Here is a 17,328-nt window from a genome sequence, read left to right as displayed (position 1 = left end):
CGGATTTACTGTTCCTGGAATTATAAAGGCTTTTAATATAGCCGCTGGATTAAAGGATTTACTATTAATTCCTAAGTTCCCGGCAAAGGTCTTTGTGTAATAACGAAGCGTAACCGTTATTACACAAAGGCATCCGGCTTGGGTATCAAAACTGAATTCTGTAGCGGGTACAGTAAGCGGTTTGTATTCATATCTTATTTCAATAGATTGTGTTTCCTATTTCCGGCATCTATAATTTTCCATATCAAATAATGCCACCTGAAAAGCTAAAATGCAATTGTTCCCCTCGGTGGGGAACTTAAGGTCTTTTGGGATGTGCATTTCAGGCAAGGCTATTTTAATGGCCTCACCGGTTGTTGTAACCGTGGGTTGGGCAAACAAAAGCCTTCTTACCGGAGAATCTATATTAAACTCAAAACCATTAAGCTTATCAAATACAGCATTTGAAAAATCAGATGTTTGTGATTCACGGATCAAAGCTGAATTCAGTATCAGAGCATTTTCTCCGGTAAATCGCGAGATGGCCATACTATCATGTTCGCCAATAGTTTGCGAAAGGAGCACTCTGATGTCAGATGCCAGGTTACTGGCTTTGCCAAAAATACCCGCCGCTTTTTTAGTCGCAACAGTTTATCTTATCTTTTTCTTGGATTTGCCCTGAACTATTTGTGTTTTGCCGACTTTTTTAAAAACAGAGTCGCCAACTAGCCCCCTAATGTATTTGCCGTCAAGTCTTCCCATCGTTTGGTGGTTTAAAATTAAACGCGCAGAATAGTTCGGTTACGGAAAAATAAAATTAGAATTTACTGATAATGAGTGGTATATCCAAGTTTTTATTGGCAAAACATGGACTGGACATGGACTTACCATGAACTCAACATGGACTAACTAGAATAGAAGCTAGGTTTAGGCTACTAAATTTTTACAAAATGCACTTTTCTTTGTCCTTTTTGATAAAAAGGCTGACCGGGAGAAGGATGTTGACTGCCAAAAAGTACATTTGATTTATCAGATTCTCTATTTCTTCCGCACCCTTAACCAATAATTTTGAAGATTAGGGCATTTGCTAACGAAATATTAAAGATAATCAATTATGGGATTGCGGGGTGGAACTGATAAACTATTCTTATTATGAAAAATTATCTCAAAATAATTGAAATAAATGAATACTCAAAAACGCCGAAGTATCTTCAGATTTTCGATTCTATACTGAATGCTATTAAAACCAGCGAGATAGATGTTAATGATGTACTGCCCTCCATTAACTATTTAAGTGAAAGCCTTGAGGTTGGAAGAAATACAATTGAACGGGCTTATTTGGGCTTAAAGAAGTTTGGAGTTGTAGATTCCGTGCCAGGGAAAGGCTATTTTGTATCGAATGCTGAATTTGAGCAACCTTTCAAAATTTTGCTCCTCTTTAATAAACTAAGCGACCATAAGAAAATCATATATGATGCCTTTACTGCTAAACTAGGACATGATGTATCCATAGATTTTTATGTTTACAATAACAATTTTAGTCAGTTCAGAAAAATTCTTGAAAATAAGCCAGATCGTTATAACAAGGTTGTGATTATTCCGCATTTCTTTAATGAACATGACAAAGCTTACGCATTGATAAACAGCTTGCCAAAAGAGAAACTGGTATTGGTTGACAAGCTGATCCCGGAAATATCTGGTGATTTCTGTACGGTATACGAGGATTTCGAAAATGATATATCTTATGCACTTGAAGAACTTAAAGTAAGATTGAGTAACTATCATACTATTAAAATTATTTTTCCTTCTAAAAGTTACTATTCCACAAAGATCTTRACCGGCTTTACTGATTTTTGCCTGAAGTATGCTTTTAACTATGAGGTATTGTCAGATTTGAAAAGTGAGACATTTGTACCGGGAACGGCATATATTAATTTGAGGGAAGACCATTTGGTTGAACTTGTAGAAAAAATAGTGAATAATGAACTCAAAATTGGTTCTGAGATAGGGGTCATATCTTATAACGAGACACCGATAAAGAAGCTAATCCTCTCAGGAATTACAACCATATCGACCAATTTTGCAATGATGGGTGAAGCCGCAGCAAACATGGTTCTTGATAATTTAAAGGGGCATTTGGCAATTCCTTTTAAAGTTACGGCAAGGAATTCATTGTGAAACAGATAGATGGTGCTAGCGTAAGTGTATCTGCATCAGACAGAACAGGTTGCGGATGATGCTTGCAAAAACTATTATTGTATTAACCAAATACAAACCAAACAGTATGCGTCCTCTCATTCTTATTAAAATGCAGTATCGTTTTCTGTTTTATTTACAGAGAGGCAGGTACTTATGAAATAGAACTTATACATCCATTTATGTCAACTATCCATACTTCTTTATTGGCCTAAAGAAGTATTGAATAGCCAACAGTCAAATGTCACAATTCTTTTAGTGCAGCACGGAACCACGGAAGCAACCTAGAGAYCCGTTAGCTGCGAATATTTACATTTAAACAGAGTAAAGGTATGAAAAAAACGCTTGTTCTCATAGCTCTCTCAATGGTGTGCAATTTTGTTTTTGCACTGAAATTGAGAGAAATAGAGACTTTAAATGAAATTGCCGCCCCGCGCATCGTCACGGGAACTGTTTTAGACGAAACAGGAGTGGGAATTCCGAATGTTACAATCACCGTTGAGGGTTCTAAACCTAAACGTGCCGCAATGACCAGCCCCGACGGTAAGTACAGCATACAGGTAAACAGTGATTTGGAAGTGCTGATTTTTTCTTTTGTTGGATACGCTACACAGAAAATTACAATTGGTGATAAAAATACAGTCAATGTTAAACTATTACCCGATGATAAAAATGCGCTTGAAGAAGTTGCAGTAGTTGCTTTTGGCACTCAGAAGAAAAACGATTTAGTAGGCTCAGTTGTGTCTGTTAAGGTATCAGACCTTAAAATTCCATCAAGCAATCTAACAACGGCTCTGGCGGGTCGTATTCCAGGTATGATTGCATTTCAGCGTGGTGCGGAACCAGGTAAAGACAATGCAAATTTCTTTATACGCGGTGTTACTACGTTTGGGTATAAAAATGATCCCCTGATATTAATTGATAACATGGAGGTTGGTACAACTGAACTCGCCCGTTTACAGACCGATGATATTGCCAGTTTTTCTGTGATGAAAGATGCAACTTCAACGGCATTATATGGTGCCCGTGGAGCAAATGGGGTAATTTTGATTACCACAAAGCAGGGGGCAGTTGGTAAGGCACAAATTTCATTTCGATTAGAAAATTCGCTCTCAGCCTCGGTAAAGGATATTGAACTTGCAGACCCTGTTACCTACATGAAGCAGGCTAACGAAGCCGTATTAACGCGCAATCCTTTGGGACAAGTATTGTATAGCGACGAAAAAATTGCTAATACCGGAGTAGGCTTAAACCCGAATATTTATCCGGCAAATGATTGGAGGGCTTTGGTTTTTAAAGACTATACCACCAATCAACGCGCTAATCTAAATGTGAGCGGAGGTGGCGAAGTTGCAAGGTATTTTGTTTCCGGATCCTTAAGTAAGGATAATGGATTATTAAAAGTAGATCAACGGAATAATTTCAATAACAATATAGATTTAACAAGTTATTCGCTTCGATCTAACGTAAATATAAACCTGACCAAAACAACTGAAATGGTGGTTCGTTTAAGTGGTAATTTTGACGAATATACGGGCCCTATAGATGGTGGTGCCGAAATGTACCAAAAGGTAATGCGTTCCAACCCGGTACTCTTCCCCCAATATTATCCTGTCGATGAGCAGCACCAATTTGTAAAACACATCATGTTTGGTAACTCTGACATAGGCGGTGGTGGATATACAAATCCATACGCAGACTTGGTTAGGGGCTACAAGGATTCTTCAAGATCATTGATGCTGGCACAATTAGAACTTAAGCAAGATCTTTCTTTTTTAACTCAAGGGCTTAATGCACAGGTGATGATGAATACTAACCGCACCACATTTTTCGATGTAACCAGGGCTTATAATCCTTATTTCTATAAGCTTATAGGTTATGATCCTGTAGATAATACATATGCAATAGACGCTATGAATGAAGATACTGGGACAGAATATTTAAATTATGCTCCAGGAAATAGAGTTCTGAATTCTGTATTTTACGGACAAGGGCAGATAAATTACAGTCGTAGTTTCGCAAAGCATGGGTTTAGTGCCCTGATTGTTGCTATGTTGCAGAACAATTTAAGTGCAAATGGTAGTGACCTTCAACAATCTCTTCCTTCCAGAAATATGGGTGTTTCGGGCAGGGCAACGTACAATTATGATAGTCGTTATTATCTGGAGTATAACTTTGGTTATAACGGATCAGAAAGATTTGCTGCTAAACAGCGTTACGGTTATTTCCCGTCTGTAGGTGTTGCTTGGACGCTTTCTAATGAGAAGTTTTTCGGGAAAATTAAACCCATCGTAAATAATTTAAGATTAAGAGCAACCTATGGGTTAATTGGAAATGATGCGATTGGCTCACCTTCAGATCGGTTCTTTTACCTTTCTAATGTAGACATGAATGCAAGCATTAGAGGGGCTACTTTTGGGAATGGACTTGGTGCCGGTAGTTATTTAAATGGAGTAAATATTTCCAGATATGYCAATGAAGATATTACCTGGGAGAAATCAACTAAATCCAATTTAGCGTTGGAAATAGGACTTTTTGACAAATTAAAAATCACTGCCGAGGTTTATTCAGAAAAGCGTAAAAATATACTAATGAGCCGAGCGGCAATTCCTGTTACCATGGGCTTAACGGCTGATATAAGAGCCAATGTTGGTGAAGCTTCAGGAAAAGGAACGGATATTTCCTTTGAATATAATCAACACGTAGGGCAGGATTTTTGGATTGCAGCAACCGGAAATTTTACCTATGCAAGAAGTAAATTTACCGTTTATGAAGAACCAGTTTATAATGAAAAATACCGTAGCCGCATTGGCCACCCTATTTTCCAGGATTATGGATTGATTGCAGAACGTCTGTTTGTTGATGATGTAGAAGCAGCAAACTCTCCAAAACAAAATTTCGGACCTTACGGCGGTGGAGACATTAAATATACGGATGTAAATGGCGATGGTCAGATTACAGGCGCGGATATGGTACCTATTGGCAACCCTAGATTACCGGAAGTAGTTTATGGCTTTGGTTTTTCTTCGGGGTATAAAAGTTTTGATTTTTCTGCCTTCTTTCAGGGATTATCAAATGAGTCATTCTGGATTGACTCGCGTGCCACATCTCCTTTCAATAATGAGACCCAACTCTTAAAAGCTTATGCTGATAGTCACTGGTCTGAAGATTCACGTGATATACATGCGCTTTGGCCGAGATTAAGTCCCACAATTAATGACAACAACAATCAAAGAAGTACCTGGTTTATGCGTGATGGCGCATTTCTACGACTTAAACAAGTTGAAATTGGCTATAAGATACCTAACAGTATCCAAAAAAGATTACATACATCAAGTTTTAGACTTTATGTGAATGCAACCAACTTGTTCAATATCAGTAAGTTCAATTTATGGGATGTAGAAATGGGTGGCGATGGTTTAGGTTATCCTATACAACGTGTATTTAACGTAGGTCTAAATATTTCACTGAAGTAAATCATACAAATTATGAGAAAATATATTATACTCGGAGCCAGTTTTCTGGTCTTTTTAGCCGGGCTTAGTTCCTGCAAAAAATTTCTGGATGTTGTGCCTGATAACGTAGCTACCATTGATAATGCATTTACCTTACGTACACAGGCGAAGAAATTTTTATACACTTGCTACTCCTTTATGCCGAAAAATGGCCAGTTGGGAGATGATCCGGCAATGGTTGGTGGCGATGAGCTCTGGGAAATACCCGAAAGAGGTGCTTATTTAGACATGGCCAAAGGATTTCAAAGTAAAGTAGGTCCATTGGGCGACAGGTGGCAGCAAATGTATCAGGGAATAAGAGATTGCAACATCTTTCTTGAAAACATTGGAAAGGTGCCAGACATGGAACCAGAAGAGAAGATTAGCTGGATTTCAGAGGTGAAATTTCTTAAGGCATACTATCACTTCTGTTTAGTTAGAATGTATGGGCCAATTCCCTTGATTAAAAATAATTTACCCATCTCTGCGGATGTTAATGAGGTAAAAGTTTTCCGCGATCCCGTGGATTCCTGCTTCAATTACATTGCAACCTTGCTTAACGAGGCAGCGCCTGGTCTTCCATTAACCATAATCAGTCCGGCAACAGAAGCAGGGCGTATTACCTTGCCAATTGCATTGTCTTTAAGGGCAAAAGTATTGGTTACTGCAGCTAGCCCGTTATTTAACGGAAATACAGACCAGTCGGCTTTAAAAAACTCGAATGGAACGCAATTATTTAATACTACGTATTCTAAAGCTAAATGGGATACTGCGGTTGTTGCCTGTAAAAGAGCAATAGATGTGTGTGCATCAGCAGGGATGAAATTGTATATTTATAATCCATCCTTTCAGCAATTTATCGTTAGCGATACCATCAAAACCCAATTAAGTATTAATGGTGCTGTTACAGAAAAATGGAATAGCGAGGTCATTTGGGCAAATACACAATCGGACACCTATAATTTACAAAGGTTAATATCTAGCTGGTGGGATCCCAGATATCTTGATGGTGTGATCACCAGAGGTGAGCTGTCGCCACCTTTAAAAATTGCAGAAATGTTCTATTCCTCCAATGGTGTTCCGATTAACGAAGACAAAACTTATGATTACACAGGCCGCTATAATTTACGGGTTTCGGGAGATGCAGATAGGCTATATGTACATAAGGGCTATACTACGGTAGGCTTACATTTTAACAGGGAGCCACGTTTTTATGCCGACTTAGGATTTGATGGAGCTGTCTATTACGGGCACGGACGTTATGACGACAAAGATTTTATGGGGCTATTTTATTTAGAAGGTAAATTTAAACAGCGTAACGGTAAAGGTAAATATGGATTCAATACTGTGACCGGATATAATCTTAAAAAGCTGATCCATTTTCAAAACGTGATCAATTCACAAGATGATTATTCGGTTGTTAACTATCCTTACCCAATTATGCGTTTGTCTGACCTGTATTTGTTGTATGCCGAAGCCTTAAACGAATCTGAAGGGCCGGGTACAGAAGTAAACAAATATATTGATTTAGTGAGAGCCCGGGCTGGTTTGCCTACGGTTGCTGCATCATGGACTAACTTCTCGACCAATCCAGTAAAATACCAGAATAAGGACGGTATGCGCGCTATTATTCATCAGGAAAGGTTAATTGAACTATCTTTTGAGTCGCAGCGCCTATGGGATCTTCGAAGATGGAAAGAATCTGCCACCGAATTGAATAAGCAAATTCTTGGTTGGGATCTTTCACAAACAGAACCTATTTCCTACTATAGAACTACAGTGGTTTATAACCAGTCGTTTGGATCAAAGGACTATTTCTGGCCTATTGACGAAAACTATATTGTTAACAATAGAAATTTGGCTCAAAACTTAGGTTGGTAGATCATATCGTTTAAGGACTAATCATTTAATTAAGAGAGAAAATGAAAAAAATATATTTTATCGGAGCATTGTTCACCGCTCTTTTATGGTACGGTTGTTCAAAAGAAGGGCGGATGGATTTTGTAGATGGAAATACACCTGCTCCGATGCAAGTTAGCAATATAAAAGTAGAGGCAACCCCAGGGGGCGGCATATTAACCTACAAGCTTCCTGCAGATTTAAACCTGGCTTATGTTAAGGCTGTGTATGAAATACAAAAAGGTGTGTTTAGAGAGGCGAAATCATCGAGATATACAGATACCCTTCGTTTGGTAGGTTTTGGAGATGAATTGGTTCACACAGTGAAGGTATACAGTGTGGCTGCCAACGAAAAAGAATCTGAACCGATTTTGGTTGAATTACAACCAAAAACACCCCCTGTTAAATCTGTATTTGAATCAGCAGTTTTTAAAGAAACCTTCGGTGGGGTTAACGTAGCTATATTAAATCCTTTTAAAGCGGACTTGGCAATAGTAGTATTGAAAGATACCACAGGAAACAATAACTGGGTTACGGTGAGGACCTTTTATACAGCAGCCACCGCCGGAGATTTTGCCGCCCGCGGTTTTGATGCTAAGGCACAAAAATTTGCAATGTACATCCGGGACCGCTGGAATAATAAATCTGATACGATAATTAAGACATTAACTCCTAAACCTGAAATCGAAATACCAAGCGATACTTATAAAAAATTGGTATTACCTACTGATCAGGTTGCTCTTGCTAATGCCGGTTATAATATTGAGAATTTATGGAATGGCTTAGCCGATAGAAGACTTTATGCTTCATCAAACGCTTCATCTCTACCGCAATGGATCACGATTGACTTAGGGAAAAAAGTTTTGCTGAGTAGATTTAAACAATACATGGAACAAAATGACCATTGTTATACCGGATCTGGTTTGAAAAATTTTGAACTGTATGGCTCAAATTCCCCAAATCCGGATGGCAGCTGGACAAGCTGGACTTTGCTGGGTGAATTTACCACACTTAAACCATCAAACTTGCCGTTAGGTCAAAAAACAAATGAAGATATTAATTATGCCTGTAACCTGGGGGCTGATTTCTATTTCGCCACGCAACCCGCTGCGGTACGGTACCTTCGTTTGAAATCTTTAGAGACCTATAGTAGCCCGGGGCAGGTAGTAATCATGGAGCTTAAATTCTTTGGACAAATAGTACCATAGATGGCTTATCTAAACAAAAAACATAGTATTATGAAAAAGACATATCATTTCAGTTTAATATTATTTGCCGCAATCTGTCTGGTTTCTGCCTGTAGAAAGATGGATGCAACATATAAAGAATACGTTGTCCCTTCTGGTTTGGTCTACCCCGGAAAAGCAATAGCAATTGCACAGTCTGGGCGAAACAGGGTTCAAATTGTATGGCCAAAGGGTGTTGATAAGACTGTTGTTAAAGCCAAAGTTTATTGGAATAGTTTTGCCGATTCTGTAGTTGTTGATGTTGCTGCGATTACCGGGGATACGGTAAAAGTAATGGTAGACAATTTGCAAGAAAAAAACTACACATTCGTTATCCGTACCTTTGATGCGCAGGGAAATATCTCGGTTCCGGTAGAAGTAAATGGTGGCTCTTATGGAGAAAGGTATCAATCACAATTATTAACCAGGCCCGTAAACTCTACATTAATTAATGCGGCGGGCAAGTTAACTATAAACTGGGGTGGTGCTGATGTTGCCAATGGAGCTTATGCCTCAGAGATTAAATACACAGATGTTTCGGGAGCTGCCAAAACTCAAATATTCCCGGTGCTTCTTAAAACTACTGAAGTGAAAACTACAGAAATAACCGACATGCTGGCAAATACAAATTACCAGTTTAGAACGATATTTAGGCCAGACTCATTGAGTGTTGATAAGTTCTATACGTCTTATTCAGATGGTGGTTTGTTCTCTATTGATAAAGGAGACTGGCATGTTGTTGCGTTTTCGTCTCAACATCCAGGAGGGGATAATGCAGCAGTTAATTTTATTGACGGGACCGAGCATACTCGTTGGCATACCTGTGCTGGTTGTTCAAATTATCCACATTGGATAGTAATTGATATGGGTGCACCTAGAATACTTACTCAATTTGGAGTTTGGAGAACAGATTTTGATTCACCTGGGGGAGATAAACGTGGACCGGATAAGTTTGAGTTTTTAACCAGCACAGATAATGTAACCTGGGTAAGCCAGGGAAGTTTTGATTTCGATCATAACTTGAACGGTGAGCAACGTTATGTGCTTCCTAATAGTCCAAAAGCAAGATATTTTAAATTTGTTGGTACTCAAGGATCAGATAGTAATATGGTGCTGGGTGAAATCAGTGCCTACGGCCTTTAAAGAAACAAGCTTAGGTGCAATAAATGCTTGTAAATTAGTTTGGCTTGCCAGCAGGGTGGTTCCTGCTGGCATTTTTATGAAAGTTAAATTTGTTGGAAGTACTATTTAAAGGCATTGTTTTATTATTATATTTGCGCCTGCTATTACTATTTATCCTTTAATAGCATTTATTATTGGTCCCGTAGTTCAACGGATAGAATAGAAGTTTCCTAAACTTTAGATATGAGTTCGATTCTCGTCGGGACCACTGAAATGAGTAACAAAACGTATAAAAGCCTGCAAATCGATGATTTGGAGGCTTTTTTTGTATTGGGGTGAGCATTTTCAAAATGCTGACTCACTACAGAATATGTAGTAGGGACATGGTCCGATCAAAGGTTTCTGAAGGCAAATAAAAGTCCCCGATGATCACCGTCGGGGACTCAAAACCACAGCATGATTTAAAAGCCGTACATTCCGCCCGACACGGAAATTTGCTCACCCGTAACCCACGCGGCATCATCGGAAGCCAGAAATACGGCTGCTTTCGCAATATCTTCGGGCTTACCTCTGCGACCAAGTGGTGTGTTGGCAATAAACATTTTTTCATACTCACTGCCGGTAGTGACGCCCGCACTAGCTGCACCTTCTGTTTCCGTAGCACCCGGCAAAATAGAATTGATGCGAATCTTTTGGATACCCAGTTCTTTCGACAAAGAGATCGTTATGGCATCTAAAGCCGCTTTAGTTGCGGAATATAACGAGGCTCCCGGAAGAGGCATCTTGCTTGCGCCTGAGCTGATATTGATTATATTGCCACCCTTATCACCAAACAATTTTAAAGCTGCCTGAATAGTTTGTATGGGACCAAGTACATTGACATTAAAACTATTATGAAAAGTTTCTGCTGATATCTGTTCAATAGGTGCATATCCCTGATAAACCGCGTTATTTACCAAAATATCCAGGCTGCCGAATGCCTTATTAGTTTCCTCAAACAACCTGTTTACATCAGCTTCTTTAGATACATCGGCCTGTACCGCAATGGCTATGCCTCCGTTGTCAGTAATTTCCTTCACCACTTTATCTGCACCTTCTTTACTTGAAGCGTAATTCACAACTACCTTTGCGCCTTCTGCCGCAAAGTGTTTGGCGATAGAGGCACCTATTCCTTTCGAAGCACCGGTAACTACCGCTACTTTGTTTTCTAATTTACTCATGATTTTTATGTATTAATATATCCAAAGATCCTGACTTACAGGGAACTGGATATTGATATGGATCATTAAGTAAGCTTGACCCAGATCAAGTTAAGGCGATGACCTTAATCACTTTAATCGGATAAGGATTTGTAAAATAACAACTTAACAAAGATGCAAAAAAGCAAAGCAGTAGAATGCTAGAGCGGTCACTACTGCTTATATCGATTGAGATTAGATTTATTTAAAAGAATTTTTCTTTAATCTGCTCAAAGTTTCCGGGGACAAGCCCAGATAAGAAGCGATCATGTTTTGCGGGAACCGTTGTAGAAACTGCGGATAATTGCTGATCAAGTCCTCGTAACGCTCTTCAGCGGTATAGATCATAGCGGCCTGCATTCTTTTTTGTGTTGCAATGGTGTTATTTTGACTAATTACGTTGGACATCGCTGAAAAGGCAGGTATATGCTTAAGAAACTCCTCAATTTGAGCATTGGTAGATTGCAGCACCTCCAGATTCTCCAGCGCTTCAATATTAAAGCGGCTTGGCGTTAACAGGTAAAAGCTTTCAAAATCCACTATCCACCAGTTTTCCAAAGACAATTTCAGTATATGTTCATGCCCTTTGTCATCTACCGTAAAGGTCCTGGCGGATCCTTTTACAATAAACCCAATATATTTGCACACGTCCCCTTCCTGTAAGAAGTATTGTCTTTTTCGAAGTTTTTTGGGTTTAAAATGTGCCATTAACAAATGCTTGTCATCCTCTGAGAGCGATTTGCCAGATGTTTCTTGAATGTAATAGAAAAGCGTCTCAAAATTTGACATCGTTCAAGTATATAATTATTCGCAATTTACTCAAGCTTCCTGATAAAAGAACAAGAAAAGCAAACATCTTAAATCACTAAGTAAGCCATGACTGTGTATCAATCGGAGAAAGTTTGAACTTCAACAGGAAAAGGTTACTTTAGAGAACATAATGGCTTCTTCTGATGCTAAGCACTTAAACCAACTTAAATGATTAATGAACGTTTCGAATGTGAAATTTTAAGAGCTAGCAGGATTAGGCTATTGCAATTAATGGAAACAAGTAACTACGAAATATTATTTAAAATTCCAGAGGGTTTTAACAATAATATAATTTGGCAAATCGGTCATTGTATTACTTCTCAACAGAGGCATATGTATATGCGTAGCGGGTTACCAATGTATATATCTAAGGAATTCATGGAGTCCTTCAAAATTGGATCGTCTCCGGGTTCTTGGAAAATTACTCCGGATGTTAACGAGGTGAAACATTTATTGATTGATACAGTTAACCACCTTGAATCCGATCTTGAATCCAGATTATTTGTCAACTATAACCCGTTTGAGTTACCCATCGGAATTCAAGTGAAAAATCATGTCCAGGCTTTACAAGCCGCTAATTATCACGAAGCGGAGCATAGTGGGAAGATTTTTACGTATTTGAAGTTGTTAGTCAAAGAATGACGTACTCAATATGATCTTTCTATACGGTAGTGCTTTCTGAATTGTGAAGTAGACACTTTTCACAACTAAAAGAGTTGGGAGAAGTGTCTACTGGAAAGATTGGCTTATAAGGAACTACCGCCAAGGGTAGAATATAAGTTGTCTGAAAAAGGCTTAGCTAAAACCCAAATGGTTGATTTGATGACCTTCTTGTTATTCAGAATTAATGAACTAACACAGAGTTGATTTGCTGATACAGTGCTTCTTTGTCGCTTGGGCGTAAAGCCTTACTTACGGCTACCTTTCCCTCTTTATCAAAAATGAAATACTGGGGGTAGTATTCAGCTTTATCCTGGTTGTCTGCCAATAATTCTTTCCACAGCGGGGCTATAGTTTGTCTGTTCTTACGGAAGTGTACTCCTGTTAACCCGTTTACTTTAATGAACTCTTTCCAGATGGCATCGCGATCTTCCTCATCCATATCCAGATAAAGAAATATAACATCCTTATTGGTAAAAGCAGATTTGAGTTGAGGCATAAATTTAAGCTCCTCTTTGCAGGGGCCACACCATGTGCCCCAAACATCAAGATAAACCACTTTGCCTTTATACTTAGCTATAACATCATAAACTGATTGTATTTTGTCGTAATCCTTTAAAACCACGATATCAGTGTTTGATTCGTTCTGAGCAAGCATTTGCCTTAATGAATTTACTTTTTGATCAATCTCCTGATTAAATTTGCTTTGAGGAAACCGCTTTTTAAATACCTCTGAAAGCGCAGCGATTTGCCTTAGGTCTTTGTCATAGTACAAGTTTATGATCTGCTGATATGTATACTGTTCGGTAACTGGTTCAGGAAAGTTCTTGGTACTGCCCACCCACCTCCAATATGGCTTTCCATATTTTTTTACTACTACATTGGCACTATCTAAACTGATCCCATAGTACGGTATCGGTTCGGTGGGCTTGATGTTATCTTTTTTAATCTTTAAAAAAGCTTTGGTTTCCAGGTACCGGAGATAGTTGTCGGCAAAGGAGTAATACTGAAGACCAGCAGGAAAAACTTCAGGTTTAATGATGCTATTATCAAAAAGATTAATAATCATGCTGTCGATAGCAGGCTTATTGTTGAGCTGTGTTCTCGCAAAATCATTTAGATAATTGTAAGCAAGATATTTTACTTCTGATATGATCAGCTTTTTGTTCTTCAACGAAATTTTTGAGGCCGTTATGATATCGATTTTTTCATCTCGTTTAGCAAGATAAGGCTGGATCAGCTTAGCATTCAATTCAGTAAAATTAAGACCTCCATAAAGATGTGCTGCCTGTTCTTCCATAAAGGCCGGATTTTCCATTATGTTGATTTTTTGCAGCAGCTTGTTTTCCAACAAAGCAGTACCTGATAAGAGCTCAAGGTTTTTATTATTTTCGTTTATACTAGCTGTTAAATTTTTATTCCTGGTGATCAGAAGCGTGTAAAACTGTCTTTGAAAAATCAAGCTGACAAAATTTTGTGTTTCAGTAGGTAGGGTGATATTGAATGTGCCATTTTTCGCTACAGGAATAGATATAGAATTCTCTTTATGAAAACCGTATACCAATGGAATGTTGACGACTAGATCTTCTTTGCCAGTATAATTTAGGATTTTTCCCATAAGGTTAAACTGGGCCGAAGCCTGTATAACAACAAACATTAAGCACAATAGAGCAATATTTTTTTTCATACCTGATTGTTTTTTAACACAATAATAACCTTTAGATGAACTGATTTATTAAAATGTGATGAACAACGGTAAAAATGTGATGAATCAGAAAACTTACTCAATGAATGAACTCACTATCCTTTCTTTTTTAGATCCTTAACGATGTATTCAACCCACTGCTTTCCTGGTATTTTGAGTTTAACATCAGGACTAAAGCCCGCCTCATCAATTGGATTTTTATCGGTCCAGCTCGATTTTGAAACGGGCATCATTAGAATTAGCTCTCTACATGGAAGTGGAGTTGTTGAAGTTGGGCCTTCATAATCCATCATTCCTACACTATTTGAACCGTATCTTGTGGTTTTTTTGCTTTGTTTCATCAATTGAAAAAAGTATTCTGTAGAACTCCCGCAAAGTTCATCAGTTATTAGCGCTACCCGGGAGGGATTGCCGAGAACAGAATCAATTGGAATAGTTAATCCAGGAACTTCATAAAAGGTACTTTTAGCGGTCGGGAGCTCCTCGTAGATTTTTTTGAGTGTGCTTATATATTCATCGGGATAATATTTCTTTGCATCCTCGGGCAAAGGATTTTTTACAAGAGATTCAAGCTCCGATCTTTTAATCTGGACATTGTCTTTTGATATGCGAAGTAAGGGGGCGTCCTGTTTAATGGGATTGGTTATTACATAAGGCAATAGAAAGCTCCAGCCGGAATTGCCTCCTCCATTTCCACGGAGATCGATGATCAGGTACTTACTATTTCTAATAGCTTTGTCGTTTGTTGCRACCAATTTCTCGATCTTACTGTCGTTGTTAAAGAAGGTTGGAATTTTGATATAACTGGTTTCTTCATCTAACTGATTAAAATCTAATCCATTGTTATTATTCTTCCATGTGTTTAACTCCCTTTTTTCACTAGCGGTCATTTCTCTTGGTGAAATCCTTCCAAAAAGTGAAAAATTCCATAATTGCAGTAAGCCGCCTCTTTGCTGAGCATAAAAATCTATACTGTTCAACACATTGTATTGTTGTAACAGATAACCCTTTTTGTGGGGTTTTAGTTTAAAATAAACCAAACCTTTTGGAAGCTTTTCATCCTTTGCTTTAAGGATAATGGCCTTGTATTCGTTATCTGGAAATTTCTTTATTCCCAGGGTGATTGAGCTGTCTGGATTGGTCCATATACCTTCAACGCTATTGTCAGGTTTCAGGATTTTGAAGTAAGATTCATCAATGTCTTCTTTCTCATTGTCGTAATCATTTTTATTCAGGTAGGATAATGAGAAATGTTTGTCCTTAAAAAATCTTATATAGTCTTTTATGAGGTAGAAACATTTTTTTGCATTGCTTTCATTTCCTGCCTTTGCACGTAGACTGGTTATTAGATTATCATAATCAGACTTTGTCTTTGCATCCACTTTAGTGGGGAAGCCAGCATAGTTGATTTCAGTTTTAACAATGGTTTCATTTAAATTGTCCAGACAGTTACACGATACCTGTTGTGCTATTAGTAAATAAGGGAATGCAAGGATGATAAGAAGGGCGCTCAATTTTTTCATTGCGGTAATTTGGTTGAGGATTAATATATTAAAGATGTCAGGTTTTTAGTTTTTATTACAAGCCTTAAATTAGATAAAAAGCGTAAGATTATTAGCCCAAAAAATTGTCACCAGAATAGAAATGATGTAAATTGCGCAAAAATTAATTATGAGCCCAGTAAACGTTATTCCTGAATACAAGAATTTTAGTGAGTTTTATATTCAAGCGGTTCTTCCTTACAAAGAATTAAATCCAACTCATATTAGGTTAGATGGAAAAATGCTAGGGAATACAAGAAATTTTTCAGCTTATTTTTGGTATTTAGATAAAAAATGGAAAGTTGGCGCTGATACGCACATTGATCGACTGAAACTGGCTTTTGAAGCATGCAAAGCAAGTGACGAGCCATTCGTAGTAAAGTATACCAGGGATAAAAAGGGAGAATATTTAGAGATTAAGGGGCAACCGATAAGGGATAAGAAGTTCTATGTTTATAAAGCGTGAGAGAAGTAAGGATCATAAAAAAACCTTTAGATGAAGATCTAAAGGTTTTAAATTCATAACATCTTTTATCAGTCGAATTACTTTAATTCGTCAAGTTTTACGCTTTTCAAAAATGATTCTAATTCCTGAAGACTGTATCCTGTTCCATCCAAGCTTACAGAATACCTGTCTTTGTAAAGGAATTTGATAGATGAGCTAACTGAGCTTTCAGATTTGGTTTCCTCTGTTATAGAACGAATGCCATTAACGTCTACTGTTTTAGACACAGTTCCATTAGATTCTGATTCTCTGTCCATACTTAGTGTCATGGCCATTAAAGAAATAATAGCGCTTCCAGATTCTCCTGCGCCATCAATGATGCCAACTTTTACATATTTACTGTCGTCGCCATATTCAGCTTCAATAGTGCTCAAGCCACTTACAGCATAACCGCCAGCACTAAAGCTTTTTCTTTTCAACCCGTCGAGTGTTTCTGGTACTGCAGCTTTCAGCTGCTCATTGGTTAGGGGTGTTAGTTTTTTTAGTTCAGCGGTCATCTCCTCCATCTTATCTGCGGATTGAGCCACCTTATTCAGATTGCTGACTTTGTCGATAACACTGCCAGTCCCTGAATCACTTTCTTCTTTTTTTTGATTACCACAAGAGAGCATTAAAAATGCCATGCCTGCTAGTATAGATTTTTTCAGCATAGGATTATATTTAAATGTTTCCGAATGTAATAAATATATCAGAATTAGTATGTTAAATTCTGATGAATATTTTATCTAATTGTTTAGCTGACAGTATGTTTGTTTCCATATGTTCGCTTTATTAAGGTCTTTTTCATTATAATTGCTAAGTTTACTTCAAAATGAACTTTAATCCAAACCTAAACCAAGTGATTGTGAGTAGTTAAGCCCTTTATTAAGGTCTTTTTCATTATAATTGCTAAGTTTACTTCAAAATGAACTTTAATCCAAACCTAAACCAAGTGATTGTGAGTAGTTAAGCCC

At 37.9% G+C, this 17,328-nt stretch carries 14 protein-coding genes and 1 tRNA gene; 9 read left to right on the top strand and 6 right to left on the bottom strand.

Going from position 1 to position 17,328, the window contains the following annotated elements; all coding sequences use genetic code 11:
- Positions 1–216: 216 nt before the first annotated feature.
- The gene (locus AC1DDX_RS00815; RefSeq protein ID WP_288881429.1) at positions 217–528 is read right to left on the bottom strand and encodes a hypothetical protein; all 312 of its coding nucleotides are present in this window, start codon (positions 526–528) and stop codon (positions 217–219) included.
- Between the two features lie 603 nt (positions 529–1,131).
- Between AC1DDX_RS00815 and AC1DDX_RS00810 the strand changes: the two genes are divergently transcribed.
- The 6 genes from AC1DDX_RS00810 (at position 1,132) to AC1DDX_RS00785 (ending at position 10,184) form a co-directional block, all read left to right on the top strand.
- Positions 1,132–2,157, top strand: a complete 1,026-nt coding sequence (locus AC1DDX_RS00810; RefSeq protein ID WP_172662407.1) for a GntR family transcriptional regulator — start codon at positions 1,132–1,134, stop codon at positions 2,155–2,157.
- Between the two features lie 350 nt (positions 2,158–2,507).
- On the top strand, positions 2,508–5,651 hold the full coding sequence (locus AC1DDX_RS00805) for a SusC/RagA family TonB-linked outer membrane protein (RefSeq protein ID WP_477621708.1): 3,144 nt from the start codon (positions 2,508–2,510) through the stop codon (positions 5,649–5,651).
- A 12-nt stretch (positions 5,652–5,663) separates the two neighbouring features.
- Positions 5,664–7,550: a RagB/SusD family nutrient uptake outer membrane protein gene (locus tag AC1DDX_RS00800; protein WP_172662409.1), complete on the top strand. Its 1,887-nt coding sequence runs from the start codon at positions 5,664–5,666 to the stop codon at positions 7,548–7,550.
- Between the two features lie 41 nt (positions 7,551–7,591).
- Entirely contained in the window at positions 7,592–8,776 is a 1,185-nt protein-coding gene (locus AC1DDX_RS00795; RefSeq protein ID WP_288881434.1) for a DUF5000 domain-containing lipoprotein, read from the top strand.
- Between the two features lie 30 nt (positions 8,777–8,806).
- The gene (locus AC1DDX_RS00790) at positions 8,807–9,937 is read left to right on the top strand and encodes a DUF4998 domain-containing protein (protein ID WP_288881437.1); all 1,131 of its coding nucleotides are present in this window, start codon (positions 8,807–8,809) and stop codon (positions 9,935–9,937) included.
- Positions 9,938–10,112: 175 nt separating this feature from the next.
- Positions 10,113–10,184: transfer RNA gene (locus AC1DDX_RS00785), tRNA-Arg, on the top strand.
- Positions 10,185–10,377: 193 nt separating this feature from the next.
- Here the strand turns inward: AC1DDX_RS00785 and AC1DDX_RS00780 are convergent.
- Positions 10,378–11,136, bottom strand: a complete 759-nt coding sequence (locus AC1DDX_RS00780) for an SDR family NAD(P)-dependent oxidoreductase (protein ID WP_172659261.1) — start codon at positions 11,134–11,136, stop codon at positions 10,378–10,380.
- Between the two features lie 219 nt (positions 11,137–11,355).
- On the bottom strand, positions 11,356–11,943 hold the full coding sequence (locus tag AC1DDX_RS00775) for a Crp/Fnr family transcriptional regulator (RefSeq protein WP_288881443.1): 588 nt from the start codon (positions 11,941–11,943) through the stop codon (positions 11,356–11,358).
- Between the two features lie 189 nt (positions 11,944–12,132).
- Here AC1DDX_RS00775 and AC1DDX_RS00770 point away from each other — a divergent pair, with 189 nt between their 5' ends.
- Both AC1DDX_RS00770 and AC1DDX_RS00765 read left to right on the top strand, forming a co-directional pair.
- Positions 12,133–12,606 carry a DinB family protein gene (locus AC1DDX_RS00770; protein WP_172659259.1) on the top strand — a complete coding sequence of 158 codons (474 nt, stop codon included), beginning with the start codon at positions 12,133–12,135 and terminating at the stop codon, positions 12,604–12,606.
- A 90-nt stretch (positions 12,607–12,696) separates the two neighbouring features.
- On the top strand, positions 12,697–12,831 hold the full coding sequence (locus AC1DDX_RS00765) for a winged helix-turn-helix transcriptional regulator (RefSeq protein WP_353935619.1): 135 nt from the start codon (positions 12,697–12,699) through the stop codon (positions 12,829–12,831).
- Here the strand turns inward: AC1DDX_RS00765 and AC1DDX_RS00760 are convergent.
- Together AC1DDX_RS00760 and AC1DDX_RS00755 are read right to left on the bottom strand one after the other, a co-directional pair.
- On the bottom strand, positions 12,809–14,311 hold the full coding sequence (locus tag AC1DDX_RS00760; RefSeq protein ID WP_172659258.1) for a TlpA family protein disulfide reductase: 1,503 nt from the start codon (positions 14,309–14,311) through the stop codon (positions 12,809–12,811). The genes AC1DDX_RS00765 and AC1DDX_RS00760 overlap by 23 nt on opposite strands.
- A gap of 113 nt (positions 14,312–14,424) precedes the next feature.
- A complete protein-coding gene (locus AC1DDX_RS00755; RefSeq protein ID WP_337717115.1) occupies positions 14,425–15,852 on the bottom strand; it encodes a S41 family peptidase in 1,428 nt (475 codons plus the stop codon).
- Positions 15,853–16,000: 148 nt separating this feature from the next.
- Between AC1DDX_RS00755 and AC1DDX_RS00750 the strand changes: the two genes are divergently transcribed.
- Positions 16,001–16,336 carry a hypothetical protein gene (locus AC1DDX_RS00750; protein WP_172659256.1) on the top strand — a complete coding sequence of 112 codons (336 nt, stop codon included), beginning with the start codon at positions 16,001–16,003 and terminating at the stop codon, positions 16,334–16,336.
- A 77-nt stretch (positions 16,337–16,413) separates the two neighbouring features.
- Here the strand turns inward: AC1DDX_RS00750 and AC1DDX_RS00745 are convergent, their stop codons facing one another.
- The gene (locus AC1DDX_RS00745; protein ID WP_172659255.1) at positions 16,414–17,025 is read right to left on the bottom strand and encodes a hypothetical protein; all 612 of its coding nucleotides are present in this window, start codon (positions 17,023–17,025) and stop codon (positions 16,414–16,416) included.
- Positions 17,026–17,328 lie beyond the last annotated feature (303 nt).

Source organism: Pedobacter sp. 10L46_2 (genome assembly GCF_056395165.1).
This window is presented reverse-complemented; position numbering and strand designations above follow the sequence as displayed.